This window comes from Desulfitobacterium metallireducens DSM 15288 (genome assembly GCF_000231405.2).
In the GTDB taxonomy this organism is placed as follows: Bacteria; Bacillota; Desulfitobacteriia; order Desulfitobacteriales; family Desulfitobacteriaceae; genus Desulfitobacterium_A; species Desulfitobacterium_A metallireducens.
Map to the genome: position 1 here is coordinate 342159 of NZ_CP007032.1, position 17351 is coordinate 359509.

The following is a 17351-nucleotide window of genomic DNA, read 5'->3' on the forward strand; positions in this document are numbered from 1 at the left end:
CCCTACGCGAAATCGTTCGCTTCTGGGGGATATAGGAGACTGGCTTAGAGTTGAGGTACGAAACTCAAGCCTTAGTCGACTTATCCTCGAAGGGGATAAGCTACGCTTGAGGGTCTTTAGAGTTTATAAGGATCGAATCTCGAACCTTGAATTAGGAGTTGATAAGGATGACGCCATTGGATTATGGCATAGATAAAGCAAGAGTATTGATTGAGGCTTTGCCTTATATCCAGAAATTTGCGGGCAAAACTGTGGTGATTAAATATGGCGGGCATGCCATGTTGGATCAAGACCTAAAGGAATCGGTGATGCTGGATGTATTACTGCTCCATTCAGTAGGAATTCGACCGGTTGTAGTCCATGGTGGGGGACCGGAAATTAATACGATGCTTAAAAAAGTGGGTAAAGAATCCCATTTTATTCGCGGCTTACGCGTGACGGATGAGGAAACCATGGAAATCGCAGCTATGGTTTTAGTGGGTAAGCTGAATACAGAAATCGTGTCGTTGCTCAATCATTTTGGGGGTCGGGCGGTTGGATTATCGGGCAAAGATGCTCAACTTTTGCAAGCCGTCAAAAAACCGCTTAAAGTGCAAAATACCCAGGGAGAATACGAAGAGGTTGACTTGGGTTTCGTTGGGGAAATTGAACATGTATCTCCTGGAATTATTAAGTCTTTGCTCGATCAAGGGTATATACCGGTCATTTCTCCTCTTGCAGGGGGAGTGGATGGTGAAAGTTATAATATCAATGCCGATACTGCAGCTGGAAAAATTGCTGAATCGCTAGAAGCGGATAAATTTCTCTTACTCACAGATGTTCGAGGCGTCTTGAAAGACGTAAATAACCCCGAATCCTTGATTTCTGTAGTCCGCCAGGAGGAGGTGCCAGGGTTGCTTGAGACGGGGGTTCTCACTGGGGGAATGATTCCAAAGATCGAGTGTGCCTTAGCAGCGCTTAAGGGTGGAGTAGGAAGCGTTCATATTCTTGATGGACGATTGCCGCATGCGATCTTACTCGAGCTGTTTACCGATGGTGGGATTGGGACAATGATCATAGGATAAGGGAAAGTAAGTAAGAAGGAGGAAGATTTCATGAGTACGAAAACAGAACAGTTAATCCAGGAAGGTCAAGCTGTGGTGATGAACACGTATGGTCGTTTGCCGATGGCTTTAGTGAAGGGCGAAGGCTCCTGGGTCTGGGATATCGAAGGAAATAAATATCTGGATTTTGTGAGCGGGATAGCTGTTAATTCATTAGGACATAATCACCCTGCGGTTGTGCAGGCGATTCAAAAGCAGGCGGAAGAGATTCTGCATACCTCTAATATATATTGGATTCCGAATCAGATTGCGTTGGCGAAACTACTCGTGGATCATTCCTTTGCGGATAAGGTATTTTTTTGCAATAGTGGTGCTGAAGCGAATGAAGCTGCACTTAAGCTTGCCCGTAAATATGCAAAACTCCATTTTGGTCCTGAGAAATATGAGATCATTTCACTTAAAAATTCGTTTCATGGCCGGACGCTGGCGACTTTGACGGCAACAGGTCAAACGAAGTATCAAGCAGGATATGAGCCTTTGCCTGAAGGATTTTTGTATGCGGAGCTCAATAATATTGATGATATTACGGAGAAAATGAGTGATAAAACAGCAGCCGTAATCCTTGAACCGATCCAAGGTGAAGGGGGGATTATCCCGGCTGAATCAGGATTTTTACAAGCCGTACGCAAGCTGTGTGATGAAAAAGGCGCTTTGCTGATTTTTGATGAAGTGCAAACAGGGGTCGGACGTACAGGTAAGCTCTTTGCTCATGAATGGAGTGGAGTGTTACCCGATATTATGACTATAGCCAAAGCCTTAGGTGGAGGAGTACCCATTGGAGCGATGTTGGCGAAGGATTCGGTCGCAGAAGCGTTTAAACCTGGGGATCATGCTTCGACCTTCGGGGGAAATCCTTTGGCCACAGCAGCGGGCTGTGCCGTTCTGAACGTGATGTTAGAAGAGGAGTTCTTTAAAGAAGTTCAGGAACGTGCTGAGTATTTAAAGGGAGAATTACAGAAATTAGCCGATAAATATCAAACTGGAGAAGCGGTACGAGGTAAAGGATTCCTTCTGGGCTGGCCCCTTTCGAAGCTAGGTCCGGAAATCGTCAACGCTTGTCGTGAAAAAGGTCTGCTCATCAATTTTGCAGGTGGAAAAGCACTGCGTTTTGTGCCACCGCTTAATGTGAGCATTGAAGAAATTGATGATGCAGTGACGATGCTTGATGAAGTATTTGCATCGATGTGGAATGCTTGATCGAAAATTGATATAGGTAAGAAAACAGTGGCTTTAATTAAGAGTTTAAGATAAGTTTAAAGTTTTGGGTGGCTAACCCCAGGGAGGAATAGAGATGCAGGCAGCTTTGGTTCTTGAAACCGGACGAATCTTTCTCGGGGAGTCTTTTGGAGCAAAAGGGGAAGCCTGGGGAGAGGTTGTTTTTAATACGGGCATGACTGGATATCAGGAAGTGCTCACCGATCCCTCTTATGCGGGTCAAATGGTCTGTATGACTTACCCGCTTATTGGAAACTATGGAATCAACGATAGCGATTATCAATCGAAGAAAATTCAGGTTCAAGGATTTATTGTTAAAGAGGCGGCGTGTAACCCGAACCATTGGCAGGCAGAGGGAAATCTTGCTCAGGCTCTAGAACAAGAAGGAATTATAGGGATCAAAGGAATTGACACACGAGCCCTGACTCGCCTTATTCGGGAGCATGGGGTTCTGCGAGGCGTGATTACGACAGAGCTGGATCATCTGGAAGAATTGCCAGCACGTCTTCAAGATTGGGAAGTGCCTTCAGATGTTGTAGCACAGGTCAGTACAAAAGAAGTCTATACGCTTAGTTCTTCACTGGAAAAGGCTACTTTATCCAAGCAATCCATTCCTTCGAAACCGTTTAATGTCGTGGTTTTGGATTTCGGAATTAAGGCTAATATTCTTAGAGCGATGCAGGATAAGGGGTTTGCATTGACTGTTGTTCCCTATTCTACCTCGGCGGAGGACATTCTCTCCTATCAACCCGATGGAGTCTTTCTGTCAAATGGCCCAGGAGATCCGAAGGTCGTAACTGTAGGGATCGAGACTATAGGTAAGCTGGTAGGTCAGCTCCCCGTTTTTGGAATTTGCCTGGGGCATCAGCTTTTAACATTGGCTTTAGGTGGGGATACCTATAAGCTGAAATATGGGCATCGCGGGGGAAACCAGCCGGTGCAAGATTTGCAGACTGAGAAAGTGACGATTACATCCCAAAATCATGGTTATGCAGTGGCTGAAGTGAGTTTGTCAGGAACCGAGCTTGAGGTCACCCATCGGAATTTGAATGACCAGACAGTTGAGGGGATGAAGCATACGAGTCTGCCCGTCTTTTCCGTTCAATATCATCCAGAAGCGGGACCAGGTCCGAATGATTCTCTTTATTTATTTGATCAATTTGCAGAATTAATGGCAGAAAGAAGGTCTCAACATGCCTCTTAATCCGGCTTGGAAAAAAATATGTGTCATTGGCTCCGGGCCGATCGTGATCGGGCAAGCGGCAGAATTCGATTATGCCGGAACTCAGGCATGTAAAGCTCTACGCGAGGTCGGTCTAGAAGTCGTGCTGGTGAACAGCAATCCAGCCACGATTATGACAGATGTGCAGATGGCAGATAAGATTTATTTGGAGCCACTCCTTCCGGAACGCTTGGAAGTGATCCTCGCTAAGGAAAAACCCGATGCCCTTCTTCCAACCTTGGGCGGGCAGACGGGATTGAATCTAGCGATGGAACTGGAAAAGCAGGGGATTCTGGAACGTTATGGTGTTGCGCTGATTGGGTGCAATGCGGAAACCATTTATAAAGCTGAGGATAGAGAAGCTTTTAAAGAAACGATGTTAGAAATCGGGCAGCCCGTTGCTGAAAGTGCAATTGTGACAACACTTGAGGAAGGGTTAGCATTTACGGCACGCATTGGTTATCCAGTGATTATACGCCCCGCCTATACGCTTGGGGGTACGGGTGGAGGAATTGCCAAGAATGAACGCCAACTTCATGAAACCTTACAGCTTGGATTACAAGCGAGTCCCATCCATCAATGTCTTCTCGAACGGAGTGTGGCAGGATGGAAAGAGATTGAATATGAAGTGATGCGCGATGGAGCGGACAATTGTATCACAGTCTGTAATATGGAAAACGTTGACCCTGTTGGCATTCATACTGGGGATAGCATTGTTGTTGCACCTTCTCAGACACTCACTGATGTCGAGTATCAGATGCTCAGAGCTTCTTCTTTAAAAATAATTCGCACTTTAGGTGTAAACGGGGGCTGTAATGTTCAATATGCTCTCAATCCTGAGAGCCGAGAGTATGTTGTCATCGAAGTAAATCCTCGAGTGAGTCGTTCAAGTGCCCTTGCCTCTAAAGCAACGGGATATCCCATTGCTAAAATGGCAGCTTTGCTCGCCGTGGGTTACACGTTACCGGAATTGCAAAATCCAGTGACTGGGCATACGAGCGCCTGCTTTGAGCCTGCCCTGGATTATGTCGTCGTTAAATTTCCACGGTGGCCATTTGATAAATTCCCGGCAGCTGATAACCGCTTAGGAACCCAAATGAAAGCCACAGGTGAAGTTATGGCCCTGGAAAGAACGCTTGAAGGCGCTTGGCTTAAAGCCATCCGCTCTTTGGAGATTGGTGCAGTTGGACTCCGAATTCCGGATGCGGCTCGTTGGACAGAAATAGAAATTGAGGATAAGTTATCGGAGGCCGATCATGAGCGCTTTTTCGCTGTGGCCGAAGCCTTTCGTCGGGACTGGACGATTCTTGAAGTGCAAATGCTAACTAAGATTGATCCCTTTTTTCTTCATAAAATCAAGGATTTGGTCTCGTTAGAACAGCGTTTGAGCCAGGAACCTTTAACCCCTGAACTTCTACGCCTAGCTAAAATCCAAGGGTTTTCTGACCGGGAAATTGGACGTTTAACTCGGACAAAAGAAGACGCGATCCGCCAAGAACGTTACAAACTGGGAATTCGTCCTGTCTATAAAACGGTGGATACCTGTGCCGCAGAGTTTGCATCTTCCACTCCATACTACTATTCAAGTTATGAAGAGGAAGATGAAGTTACGGTTCATTCTGGACCAAAAGTTGTTGTTCTGGGTTCTGGCCCGATTCGGATTGGACAGGGCATTGAATTTGACTATTGCTCAGTGCAAGCCCTTTGGGCCTTGCAAGAGGCGAAAGTTGAATCGATCATGATCAACAATAATCCCGAGACCGTTTCTACCGATTTTGATACCGGTGACAAACTTTACTTTGAGCCTTTGACTTTGGAAGATGTTCTTCATGTTGTGGAGAAAGAAGAGGCGGATGGCGTTTTAGTCCAGTTTGGGGGACAGACGGCGATTAACCTTGCTGGACCGCTTAGCCAAGCTGGAGTCAAGATTTTAGGAACACCTGTAGATGCTATTGATGCGGCTGAGGACCGTGAACGTTTTGCCCAGCTTCTCATGGAACTGGGGATTCCTCAATCTGAAGGACGGGCAGCCACTTCTGTCGATCAAGCGAAAGAGATCGCAGAGGAACTGGGATTCCCGGTTCTTGTTCGTCCTTCCTATGTTATCGGGGGACGGGCTATGCAGGTCGTGGATAATCTTAAAGAATTGGAAGAATATTTGACCCGTGCTATCAACCTTTCGTCAGCGCATCCGATTCTTGTCGATAAGTATCTTGAAGGGAAAGAAGTCGAGGTCGATGCGGTCTGTGATGGTGAAATTACAGTGATTCCAGGAATTATGGAACACATTGAACGAGCTGGAGTTCACTCCGGAGATAGTTTTGCTGTATATCCTCCACAACGCTTAACACCTTCCGAGATTCAGCAGATTCAGGATTACACCTGCCGAATTGCTGAAGGATTAGGGGTAAGAGGACTTGTCAATATTCAATTCGTGGTGGTGAGTGGGAAGGTTTATATTATTGAGGTTAATCCACGGGCCAGCCGAACAGTACCGATCATCTCAAAAGTGACCGGAATACCGATGGTGAGTCTAGCAGTTCAAGTTTCTCTTGGTAAAAAACTCACTGATCTGGGCTATAGTCATGGGCTTGCCCCAGAAATTCCCTATGTTGTTGTTAAAGCTCCAGTCTTTTCTTTTGAAAAACTGACCAAAGTCGAAACATCCCTTAGTCCAGAAATGAAATCGACAGGTGAGGTCTTAGGGATGGATCTCAGCTTCGGTCATGCTTTGGCCAAAGCGTTTGCTGCTTCTCACGTACCCCTTCCTGAGCAAGGAAATATTTTAGTGAGTGTTGATGAAAAGGATCGTCCAGAGGCTATTACGTTATCCCGAGAACTCGCTCGCTTAGGCTTCGGGGTCAAGGCGACCGGTGATTCTGCCAAAGCGTTAGCTTTATGCGGAGTTGAAGTGGAAGAAGTAGGAGCAGGAAGTACTGAACTTCAAGAAGCTATTCGTCAACGTGAATTTGCATTTATCTTAAGTACTCCGATCAAAGGAAAGGGAAAAAGTGAAGAACGGATGGGGTATCTGCTTCGTCGTATAGCCGCTGAGCATCGTGTTCCCTGTCTCACGTCGATGGACACAGCTCGGGCTGTAGTGCACGCCCTTAAAGAGATTCGGGGGAATACACCATCTCAGACTTTAACATTGCAGGAATATCGGGCGATCGGAAAAAATTGAAGATGAAATGAGAGACAGTCTCACGAAAGAGAGCTCCTTCAGTCTGTAAACTGTTGGAGCTCTTTATTTATTTCGTGATAAAAGTGATTTAATAAAACTTCCTCAAATTCCCATATATGTGACAAACCCAATGGACTAAACATAAAATGTACTATCTCTAGAACAAAGGAGGGTACCCCGATGGCAGATGGTATAGGTCATGGCACTAATCTATTACAAGGTATTGCAATAGTAGTTGTTATCATTCTTCTGCTTATCGCAATGGGGATTGTTTTTTAATCAAAAAATATAACTTGGGAAGGAGGATATAATATGTACGGATATTGCCATTATCCACACATTTCACCTGTTGGTGCTCCACCACACGTTGGACCTGTGGGATGTTGTTATCCACCTGTAGGCGTTGGCGCTGGCGTAGGAATCATTGCTATTGCAATTTTAATCCTTCTTGCTTTAGGCGTAATCGTTTAGGGGTTTAAATAAAATGGGCTGTCGCAAAACAGCCCATTTTTCGGTGTTCAAAATAATTATCGACTATTGCAAACTACACGACCATAAGTTTTGCGACGGCCTTTTATTATTTTCCAAGATCATTCCAATGCTCATAAGCCTCATTGAGTTCCTGGAGGCCACCTGATTTATCTTGTGCCTGAATGGCACCCCTCAGCCTGGCTAAACTGATTGAGAAATCATTAATTTCATTGCGTTCAGAACTGTATTGAACTCTTTTGACGATTTTATCCCAGGCTTTACTTAGGTCTTCTGTATCTTTTTGGGCTGCTCCCCAATTCTCCTTATTGACATCCTGAATTACCGTATCAATTGAGAGAGTAATATTGTCATCGCTACCAAACGATTTTTTTAAGACATCACCGCTAAGCATGAGTAGAATAAAGACAATGAGCGTAACGATTGGGATCGCTCTAACCAGGAATGTTCTCATTTAATCATCTCCTTAGTACGGTCCTTTATAATCTCCGATGTCGGTAATCTTCTTCAGATGATCCTCATATCGGTCAACATACAAACTTCCTGCCGGGTTGAGCGTGACTAAAAAGACTTCAGATATATCGTTGATTCCCTGTTTCTTAAGCTCATCAAGGAGCCATTGCTTGTCTTTGTTGAGCGGCTTAAGATTTTCTTCGATAATAATTCCGTCATAGACTAATTCACTACTAATACCTGATGGGGAAGTTTTAACATTTAAATCCTTAGGAGTTAGAGGTAAGTATTCAGGTTTTAATAAGACGGAAATCTGCCCATTAGGTTCAATGATAGCAAAATCAACTTGGTTTAAGTCAAATACACCTTTGTTTCTGAGAAGCTCTAAAACTTCGGATGCTCTATACTTCATTTTCCTCAAAACATTCTCCATGATCTTGCCATTCATGATAACAATTGCGGGTTCTCCTTCTAAATATTTAGCAGCATATCTCCATTTCGAGGATATTAATTCCATTAAAAGTCCTAATACAACCCAGGTTAAAAGTCCGACCCAATGGGGCCACGCCCTGCTGGATAAATCGGTTGTTAAGGAAGCTGCGATTGACCCAATCGTAATACCTAGTACATAATCAAAAAAGTTAAGTTGACTGATTTGTTCTTTCCCAATGATCCTTGCAAAAATGAGTAAAGAAAAGAAGCCAACAAATGCGCGAACAATGACGACTAGCCCCTCATTCATTTCACAACACCTTCCAAATTGTTTGATGCTTCAGGATATTATTTACCAATAAGTACGTTTAATACTCCTTCAGCTGAATATTGAAAGTACATCAAGGCCCTTCTTCCTATTTTTGGGAGAAGGGCCTTGAAATAAGACGTATATATTTGATACTAAAAGCTTCCAGCATATGCTCCAGAATTGGAACCCTGAATCGTTTTGATAATCGCCTGGACTAACAGATCTTCTTTAGCTAACGCCTTAACCTTTTTTCGTGCATCTTTTCGTTCCTCTTTATCAAAAATAGTATTTGTGAGGCCGCAGGCATGCACGAGAGCAATGAGTCGAGCGGTTCGTGGACTAGGGGTTTCTTCACGCAGAATGACGAGGCGGACGCGGTCGCGAATTTCTCTTTTAAGCAAGGTATCGCGCAAGGGATAGGCAGTGGAGGGGAAAATCCAAAAGATCTGCCGCTCTTCTTCACGCAAAATGCCTTGGTTGACGAGTTGTTCGAGATATTCGTGGCGAAGATGTTTAAAGGTTCCTTTAGATTTTGTAATCCAATAACTCGGGGATCGAACCTTCTTCGAATGATCAATAAGATTGAGAAGCGTGTCGAGTCGAGAATTTCCTGTAGAGGTTCGATTGATGACCTGCAGGGTCTTTTTATCTGCTTTTACACGGTTCATCAGTTCGAGTTCGATGAGGAGAGCCCCAGCAAGGCAAAAATCAATTTTGTTGGAGGCATCAAAGGGAATGCTTCCTTTTTCTTCATGAACAGCAAGGAGTAATAACTCTTCGGAAAGATCTAACATGAATAATCACTCCCCAAGTTAAGCCCTAACGGCTTATTCATCATTTTTCAAAATCGGATTATGCTCTTCTTCTGCGGAGTCCTCAATCTTGAGACGACTTGCACGATGCACAGCTTCGCGGAGTAGAAACTCAATATGAGCATTAACACTTCGGAATTCGTCAGCTGACCATTTTTCGAGAGCATTATACAGTTTAGGATCGAGGCGAAGTGCAAATTGTTTCTTGACCATATTGTATCAACACCTGTCTAATCTAGTAAGTCTAGTAAGTCTAATAAAGAGAGCCAGTATTGATCACAGGCTGGGCCGAACGATCCGAGACGATCGCGACGAGCAAGTTGTTGATCATCGCAGCTTTGCGCTCTTCATCCAATTGGACGACATTCTCCTTTTCGAGACGTTCGATAGCCAATTGTACCATCCCATTGCACCTTCGACGATGATTTGGCGAGCTGCGAGAATAGCATTTGCCTGTTGTCGTTGAAGCATTGCACCGGCTATTTCAGTAGAATAAGCGAGGTGAGTTAAACGTGCTTCGCTGACTTCTACGCCAGCGAGTGTAAGGCGTTTTTGAAGCTCTTGTGTGAGTTCATGAGCGATTTCCTCGCCATTTCCACGCAAGGAATAGCCGGATCCGGTGTGTTCAAAGGTGTCATAGGGATAGCGACTGGCGACATGCCGAAGTACGGTTTCACTTTGAATTTCTACGAACTGCTCATATTTATCAACATCAAAAATAGCTTTAGCCGTATCGACGACTCGGAAAACAATAACAGCGGCAATTTCAATCGGGTTGCCTTCAGTATCATTGACTTTTAAAGTTTTACTATTAAAATTACGAACTCTAAGGGATACAGCCTTGCGAATCGAAAAAGGAAGGGTGAACCAGAACCCAGGTTCGCGAAGTGTTCCAATATAACTACCAAAAAACGTCACAGCAAAGGCACGGTTGGGTTGGACAACTTGAATCCCTGTTAGCAAAATGATCCCGACGATCAGAAGGATGATTCCAAATAAATGAAGATTGATGAGTAAGGCTGTTCCTGTCCCCAGCAAAGCAAGGATCAAGATTAGAACAAAATAACCGTTAAGAGTCCACGCATTTTTTTCTTTCATTTTATAAGCCTCCTTTTAGTATTGAGAAAAACTGAAACTATTTCGATATTATTATGATATCACTGTTAATAATATATGTAAACAGTTTGTCTAAAAGAACGCCTCCCGAATAATTAATTCAGGAGGCGGAGATTATGAATAAGAGTTTACAGTTGAGTACCACACTGGGCACAATAATTTGCCCCGGGGCGGGTTTTCTGTCCACAGGTAGGGCAATAGTTCACAGAATCAGAGAGAACTTGAGCAGCAGGGGGAATCTCTGATTCTTGGTTTGCTGGAGAAGCTGGGGTCATGGGTGCTTCGGAGGCCGAGGGAGAAACTGGAGCTGAAGGAGAAGATGCAGATGCATCTGAAGTAGATTCTTGCGGGAGAGTGAGTGTTGATTCTGAATCCGAGGGAGATGCCAAAGTAAGACGTTGCTGGTTCTCCTCTTCTTCTAGAGACAAAACCCAAACAATCGGGAGAATTGCTGTGAAAGGTCCGGCAAGCAGGGCCACTATGAATCCGAGCGATGTAGATGCTTGATTGATGAAAGATATAAGGATTTGAATTCCAATCATTGTGATAAAGTAAATCCAGAGGGATCCCATATTTCTTTGATAGAAATTCCAGCTCCCTTTGAGCGAATGCGTGAAGTTTAAGTCACGATGGTTAAGCATATAAAAAGCAGAGGTTGAAAACCAAGGCATTAAAAAGAGAGCAAGTGAAACCATCAGAAGAACATAGAGGCCTCCAAAGAGGGGAAGAGCATAGGACATTCCCCGAAGCGCAAAAGCACCGAAAATTCCAGCGAGAATCACGAGAAAACTGACTAGGGTCAGGATTCCATACCAACCAAGAACACGCGGGATTCCAGAAAAGCGAAAATCTCGAAAACGAACGGCTTCATGAAATGCTTTCTGAGTTAGATTAAACATCCCCGTCATGAAAGCAGAACTTCCAAGCCAAGAGAGTAGGAGAATGAAAAGGAAGAAAAGAAGAAAATAAGGAGCTTGTGCTAAATAAGGGGATGATAAGTAAGGAGCAAGCATATCGCCAAAAGGGGATAACCCACCGGAACTAACCCCTGGGGGCATTGGTGGATTGGGGTTAGGAAAGGGTCCAGAAAAGGAACGAGTTCCCCTGTTCAGCATGGGGAGTAAAAAGGGCAATAATCCGGTAATCAATATTCCCAATCCTGCGAAGGCGAAGATGAAATACCAACCGTATATTGGGAGAGCAACACGTTTAAAGGTTTCAAAGGCAAGCTTAATTCGCTCAGACCAGCGCAATTGAACCCCTCCATTTCTTTCAATTCGACTATTTTTGAGTGAATATGACTAATCTTATCTATATTCTTCGTGACTACAAATTTTTCCTTTAAAGTTTCAATTTCTAAGGTAAGCTTATGCTTCTCTTTGGGGCGATATACAAAGAAAATTTCGGAAACCTATTGAATTATTATGCATTAAAAAGTATAATAATTCATATCGAAGGAGGCTAACCATGATGATTCTACCTAATAAAAAGGAATTTCAAGGACGGGATTATATTTCCCTTAAAGATTTTACTCCAGATGAAATCTTATATATGTTACATGTGGCGAAGGGTTTAAAAGAGGAAACTAAAGCAGGAGTTTCCCATCCCATTCTTCAGGGCAAGAATTTAGCGATGATTTTTACAAAATCTTCGACTCGTACGCGTGTTTCCTTTGAAGTTGGAATGGAGCAACTGGGCGGGCATGCTTTGTTTTTAAGTGATCGGGATATTCAAATTGGTCGTGGTGAACCGATTAAAGATACAGCTCGGGTGCTGTCCCGAATGGTTGATGGGATAATGATTCGGACATATAGTCATCAGGATGTTATTGATCTGGCTGAGTACTCTGATGTCCCTGTTATTAATGGGTTAACCGATACGTTTCATCCTACGCAAGTTTTAGCCGATTTGCTCACGATCCAAGAGCATAAACATCAGATAGCAGGATTGAAACTCGGCTTTATTGGGGATGGGAATAACATGGCTCATTCTCTAATGAATATTGCTAAGCTGGGTATGCATATTGTTATTGCAAGCCCAAGCAGTTATCAGCCTGATCCTGGAATCATTGCCGACGCCCAAACTGCGGCTAAAAAAGGTGGAGGATTGATAGAGATCGTTGAGGATCCGATGTTGGCAGCTAAGGGCGCCGATGTTCTTTATACCGATGTTTGGGCCAGCATGGGACAGGAAGAAGAAGCAAAGATACGGGCGAAAGCCTTTGCAGGCTACCAAGTAAATGAACAGACCTTAAAAGCAGCTAATTCAAAGGCTATTGTATTGCATTGTTTACCCGCTCATCGGGGCGAGGAGATTACGGAAGATGTGCTTGAGGGTCCGCAATCAGTAGTCTTTGATGAAGCAGAAAATCGTCTCCATGCTCATAAAGCAATTCTAGCCCTGCTCTTGTAAAATAAATTCAAGATTGTAAAATCAAAATAAGACTTTATATTAAACTATAAAATTATGTTTAAGGAAGGAAGAGAGCTCAATGAAAAAGGTTGTTCTTGCATATTCCGGAGGACTTGACACCTCGATTATTATACCTTGGCTTAAAGAAAACTATGGTTATGAAGTTATTGCGATGGCTGCCGATCTAGGACAAGGGGAGGAACTTGAACCTCTCAATGAGAAAGCCATCAAAACAGGGGCAAGTAAACTCTATATTGAAGATCTGAAAAAGGAATTTGTTACGGATTTCATTTATCCCACGTTAAAAGCAGGTGCAGTGTACGAAGGAAAATATTTGTTAGGTACCTCGTTTGCTCGTCCACTCATTGCGCGTCGCCTTGTTGAAATTGCTGAAAAAGAAGGCGCAGTTGCTATAGCACATGGTGCGACTGGAAAAGGAAATGACCAAGTTCGTTTCGAACTCAGTGTTAAGGCTCTTAATCCAGATTTAGAAATCATTGCACCTTGGCGGTTGTGGGATATTAAGTCCCGTGATGACGCAATGGATTATGCTAAAGAACGGGGAATTCCGGTCCCGGTCACCAAGGATCGCCCGTATAGTATGGATCGTAACCTCTGGCACCTGAGTCATGAAGGTGGAGATTTAGAGGATCCGTGGAATGAGCCGAAGAGAGATCTCTATCTTCTTGGAGTTTCTCCAGAAGATGCTCCTGACAAGCCTGAATATCTTGAATTGGAGTTCGAGCAAGGAATCCCTGTTAGTTTAAATGGAGAAAAACTCGACCCCGTTAAGTTCCTGGAAACCTTAAATGAATTAGGCGGCAAACATGGTATTGGAATTGTCGATATGGTCGAAAATCGCTTGGTCGGAATGAAATCACGCGGCGTATACGAAACACCAGGTGGAACGATTCTCTATACAGCCCATCAAGCTTTAGAACATTTAACTTTGGATCGTTTAACCCTTCATTATAAAGAACAAATCGCTTTGAAATACGCTGAGCTGGTTTATGATGGAGTTTGGTATTCCCCCTTACGTGAAGCTTTAGATGCTTTCGTCGATGTGACCCAGAAAAATGTGACAGGAACCGTTCGCTTAAAGCTTTATAAAGGGAATTGTAGCTTAGCAGGAACGAAATCTCCGTATTCTCTATATAGTGAAGAGTTTGCAACGTTTGGTCGGGATGGGGTATACAATCAAAAGGATGCAGAAGGCTTTATTAACTTATTTGGGCTTCCGTTGAAAGTGAGAGCCTTAATGGAGAAGAAATCCGGACTGAAATAGGATAGTTTAAACAAATCGAGATTCTCAATAGATAAGCGCCCAAATGGGCGCTTTAATCTTATTCTTCAATTTTTTTTTGCAGAGTCTTCAAGAAAAGAGTAAAATAGGAACAAAGTTTTTCCAATATGAGAAAGGATGAAATTTCCATGAAATTATGGGGTGGGCGCTTTGAAAAAACAACTGATGCACTAGTTGAGGATTTTCATTCTTCAATTTCATTTGACCAGCGACTCTATAAGCAGGATGTTCAAGGAAGTATCGCGCATGCCCGGATGCTGGGACAAGTCGGGGTGATATCTCCAGCCGAAGCAGATCAAATCATTCAAGGATTACACGGAATTCTTGAAGATATTCAATCGGGAAAAGTTGAATTTGAGGTGGGTGCTGAAGATATCCATATGAACATTGAGAAACTCCTAACGGAGCGCATCGGTGTTGTTGGAAAAAAAGTACATACTGGAAGAAGCCGTAATGACCAAGTTGCCCTCGATCTTCGCTTGTTCTTAAGAGCAGAAATTGATAAGACGAAGGATCTCATGGCAACGTTGATTCGTACTCTCCTGGATATTGCTCAAGAACATAAGGAAACCTGGATGCCTGGATATACCCATCTGCAAAAGGCTCAGCCAATTACTTTCTCGCATCATGTGCTGGCTTACACCCAAATGTTTTTACGGGATATGGGGAGGTTCAATGATACTCGGAAACGCCTTAATTTCTCGCCTTTGGGTTCGGGTGCGATGGCGGGTACGACCTTTCATTTGGATCGCGAATCTGTGGCGAAAGAGCTGGGTTTTGATGGTGTGACCTTGAATAGTCTTGATGGAGTGAGTGATCGGGATTTTGCCTTAGAATTTTTAGGTGCAACCTCGATTGCGATGATGCATCTAAGCCGTCTGTGTGAGGAATTGGTACTCTGGTCAAGTGGAGAATTCCAGTTTATAACGATGGATGATGGGTATTCAACGGGATCAAGTATCATGCCTCAGAAAAAGAATCCGGATGTAGCGGAACTGGTTAGGGGAAAAACAGGGCGAGTGTATGGAGATCTCATCGCTCTGCTAACGGTGATGAAAGGGCTGCCGCTTGCTTATAATAAGGACATGCAGGAAGATAAAGAGCAGGTGTTTGATGCGATTGATACGATTCAGAAGTCGTTGTTAGTCGTCGAACCGATGTTGCGCACGATGAAAGTCAATCGGGAGGTAATGGCTCGGGGGGCTAAAGGCGGCTTCACAAATGCGACGGATTTGGCGGACTATTTAGCCAAAAAGAACGTCCCCTTCCGTGAAGCTCATGAGATTGTCGGAAGAATCGTTCTTTATTGTACAAAAAAAGGTTGCGGACTTGAAGACCTAAAACTTGAAGAGTTTAAAGAGTTTTCAGACGTATTTTCCGAAGACCTTTTTGAAAGAATTGGGATTGAGTATTGTGTTCGCGAACGAAAGCTCACGGGTGGACCTGCGCCAGAAACAGTATCGAGGGCCATTGAGCTATCAACTCAAGAGCTTGAGAAGTTAATTTAAGAGTAACTTGTTTACAGACAGAGACACAGGGTGGATTGAAAAGAATGTTGTCGAAATATGAGAAAATAAAGAATATGCATAAGATATCTACAGGGGGTACGGGTAATAGGTATATCAGGAGTGAAAAATCCCTGCTAAATTCATAGGTACAAGCAAGGTTATCCACAAAAATGATATTCAGCCTGTGTATAGTGTGGATAACTTTGTGGAAAACCTTCGAATAACTCTAATAATTCCGTGGATAAAGAGGGGATAACTCCTAAAAGCCTGTGCATAACTTAGAAATGAGATATACAGATTGCTACAGATTTCGACAATGGGAGGATGACATGAAAAATCTTGAGTTTTTGACAGATCTTTATCAATTGACAATGATGCAAGGGTATTTACAGCATGGATATGAGGAAAAAGATGCGGTCTTCGATCTTTACTTCCGTAATATCCCCAATGGAGGGGGATACGCGATTGCAGCAGGTCTTGAACAGGTTATCGAGTATATCGAAACTTTGCATTTTACAGATGAGGATATTGACTATTTAAGTGGACTAAACTTGTTTAACACAGAATTTCTTGTGGCTCTTAAGAATTTCCACTTTTCTGGAGATATTGATGCGGTTCCTGAAGGGACTCCTGTGTTTCCCTATGAGCCATTAGTGCGTGTTAAAGCACGAATTTTTGAGGCTCAGCTGGTTGAAACAACACTGCTAAATTTAGTCAATTTTGAAACCTTAATAGCGACGAAAGCCTTCCGAGTAGTTACTGCTGCAGGGGGAGGATCGGTTGCAGAGTTTGGTCTTCGTAGAGCACAGGGACCCGATGCGGGTGTTCTGGGGGCTAGAGCTGCCATTATTGGAGGATGCCAATCGACGTCGAATGTGTTAGCTGGTCAGAAATTCGGAGTACCTGTCTCAGGGACGCAGGCCCACAGCTGGGTCCAGTGTTTTCCGAGTGAGTTAGAATCCTTTAGGGCTTATGCAAAGTCATTTCCAGATCAATGTCTTTTACTAGTCGATACCTATAATGTCTTGAAATCTGGAGTTCCGAATGCGATAAAGGTAGGCCTTGAGCTGGAGGCAGCGGGGCATCACTTTTTAGGAATCCGGATTGATAGTGGCGACCTGACTTATCTTTCCCGTGAAGCTCGGTTAATGCTTGATGAAGCAGGGCTTTACGATGCGAAAATTGTGGGTTCAAACGATCTTGATGAACATACGATTTGGGCAATTCGAGCTCAGGGTGCCCCGATTGATTCTTGGGGAGTGGGGACACACTTAATTACCTCTAAGGATACGCCAGCGCTCGGTGGGGTCTATAAATTGTGTGCTGAAGGGCAAAATGGGGTCTTTGAACCGCGCTTGAAAGTATCTGAAAATACAACAAAGATTACGAATCCTGGGATTAAGAAGATTGTACGGTTCTATGACCGTGGGGGTAAGGCAATGGCTGACTTAATTGCCCTGGAAGATGAATATTTTAAAGAGCCTTTAACCATATTTGATCCTCTTCAGACCTGGAAAAAGAAAACGTTGACCAATTTTACGACCAAGGAAATCTTAAAGCCAATTTTCCGTAGTGGAAAATGCGTCTATAATCTCCCCTCCATACAAGAAATTCAGGCGTATACGCAAAGCGAAATGGCTACGATCTGGGATGAAGTCAAACGCTTAACCAACCCGCACCGCTATATTGTGGATTTATCTCCTAAACTCTATAACTTAAAGCAAGAACTTTTGCAACAGATTAGTGATCAAGTGAATGAAGTGGAAGAGAGTTGCAAGTAAAATAATAACGC

Annotated in this window: 14 protein-coding genes and 1 pseudogene; 9 read left to right on the top strand and 6 right to left on the bottom strand. The window is 43.6% G+C overall.

Features of this window, described 5'->3' with window-relative positions; all coding sequences use genetic code 11:
- The first annotated feature begins 167 nt into the window (after positions 1–167).
- From argB to DESME_RS15985, 5 genes are all read left to right on the top strand, one after another.
- Positions 168–1064 (top strand): acetylglutamate kinase, encoded by an 897-nt coding sequence (gene argB / locus DESME_RS01685; protein WP_006716395.1) that lies wholly within the window; start codon positions 168–170, stop codon positions 1062–1064.
- A gap of 30 nt (positions 1065–1094) precedes the next feature.
- Positions 1095–2300, top strand: coding sequence for an acetylornithine transaminase (locus DESME_RS01690; protein WP_006716396.1), 1206 nt, complete (start codon positions 1095–1097; stop codon positions 2298–2300).
- A gap of 94 nt (positions 2301–2394) precedes the next feature.
- A complete protein-coding gene (gene carA, locus DESME_RS01695; RefSeq protein ID WP_006716397.1) occupies positions 2395–3522 on the top strand; it encodes a glutamine-hydrolyzing carbamoyl-phosphate synthase small subunit in 1128 nt (375 codons plus the stop codon).
- On the top strand, positions 3512–6724 hold the full coding sequence (gene carB, locus DESME_RS01700; RefSeq protein WP_006716398.1) for a carbamoyl-phosphate synthase large subunit: 3213 nt from the start codon (positions 3512–3514) through the stop codon (positions 6722–6724). Before carA ends, carB begins: the two co-directional genes overlap by 11 nt.
- A 312-nt stretch (positions 6725–7036) precedes the next feature.
- Positions 7037–7195, top strand: coding sequence for a hypothetical protein (locus DESME_RS15985; protein ID WP_006716400.1), 159 nt, complete (start codon positions 7037–7039; stop codon positions 7193–7195).
- Between the two features lie 106 nt (positions 7196–7301).
- Here the strand turns inward: DESME_RS15985 and DESME_RS01705 are convergent, their stop codons facing one another.
- The 6 genes and pseudogenes from DESME_RS01705 to DESME_RS01730 form a co-directional block, all read right to left on the bottom strand.
- Positions 7302–7667, bottom strand: coding sequence for a DUF4363 family protein (locus tag DESME_RS01705; RefSeq protein WP_006716401.1), 366 nt, complete (start codon positions 7665–7667; stop codon positions 7302–7304).
- Between the two features lie 12 nt (positions 7668–7679).
- On the bottom strand, positions 7680–8408 hold the full coding sequence (locus DESME_RS01710; protein WP_006716402.1) for a YetF domain-containing protein: 729 nt from the start codon (positions 8406–8408) through the stop codon (positions 7680–7682).
- Positions 8409–8560: 152 nt separating this feature from the next.
- Entirely contained in the window at positions 8561–9202 is a 642-nt protein-coding gene (locus DESME_RS01715; RefSeq protein WP_006716403.1) for a GOLPH3/VPS74 family protein, read from the bottom strand.
- A gap of 33 nt (positions 9203–9235) precedes the next feature.
- A complete protein-coding gene (locus DESME_RS01720; RefSeq protein ID WP_006716404.1) occupies positions 9236–9433 on the bottom strand; it encodes a type II toxin-antitoxin system antitoxin in 198 nt (65 codons plus the stop codon).
- 40 nt (positions 9434–9473) lie between these two features.
- Positions 9474–10318: pseudogene (locus DESME_RS01725) on the bottom strand (SPFH domain-containing protein).
- Between the two features lie 146 nt (positions 10319–10464).
- Positions 10465–11589 carry a zinc ribbon domain-containing protein gene (locus tag DESME_RS01730; RefSeq protein ID WP_006716406.1) on the bottom strand — a complete coding sequence of 375 codons (1125 nt, stop codon included), beginning with the start codon at positions 11587–11589 and terminating at the stop codon, positions 10465–10467.
- 217 nt (positions 11590–11806) lie between these two features.
- Here DESME_RS01730 and argF point away from each other — a divergent pair, with 217 nt between their 5' ends.
- From argF to DESME_RS01750, 4 genes are all read left to right on the top strand, one after another.
- On the top strand, positions 11807–12748 hold the full coding sequence (gene argF, locus DESME_RS01735; RefSeq protein WP_006716407.1) for an ornithine carbamoyltransferase: 942 nt from the start codon (positions 11807–11809) through the stop codon (positions 12746–12748).
- A 79-nt stretch (positions 12749–12827) separates the two neighbouring features.
- Positions 12828–14033, top strand: coding sequence for an argininosuccinate synthase (locus DESME_RS01740; RefSeq protein ID WP_006716408.1), 1206 nt, complete (start codon positions 12828–12830; stop codon positions 14031–14033).
- A gap of 146 nt (positions 14034–14179) precedes the next feature.
- Positions 14180–15559: an argininosuccinate lyase gene (gene argH, locus DESME_RS01745; protein WP_006716409.1), complete on the top strand. Its 1380-nt coding sequence runs from the start codon at positions 14180–14182 to the stop codon at positions 15557–15559.
- Between the two features lie 329 nt (positions 15560–15888).
- Positions 15889–17340 carry a nicotinate phosphoribosyltransferase gene (locus tag DESME_RS01750; protein WP_006716410.1) on the top strand — a complete coding sequence of 484 codons (1452 nt, stop codon included), beginning with the start codon at positions 15889–15891 and terminating at the stop codon, positions 17338–17340.
- Positions 17341–17351 lie beyond the last annotated feature (11 nt).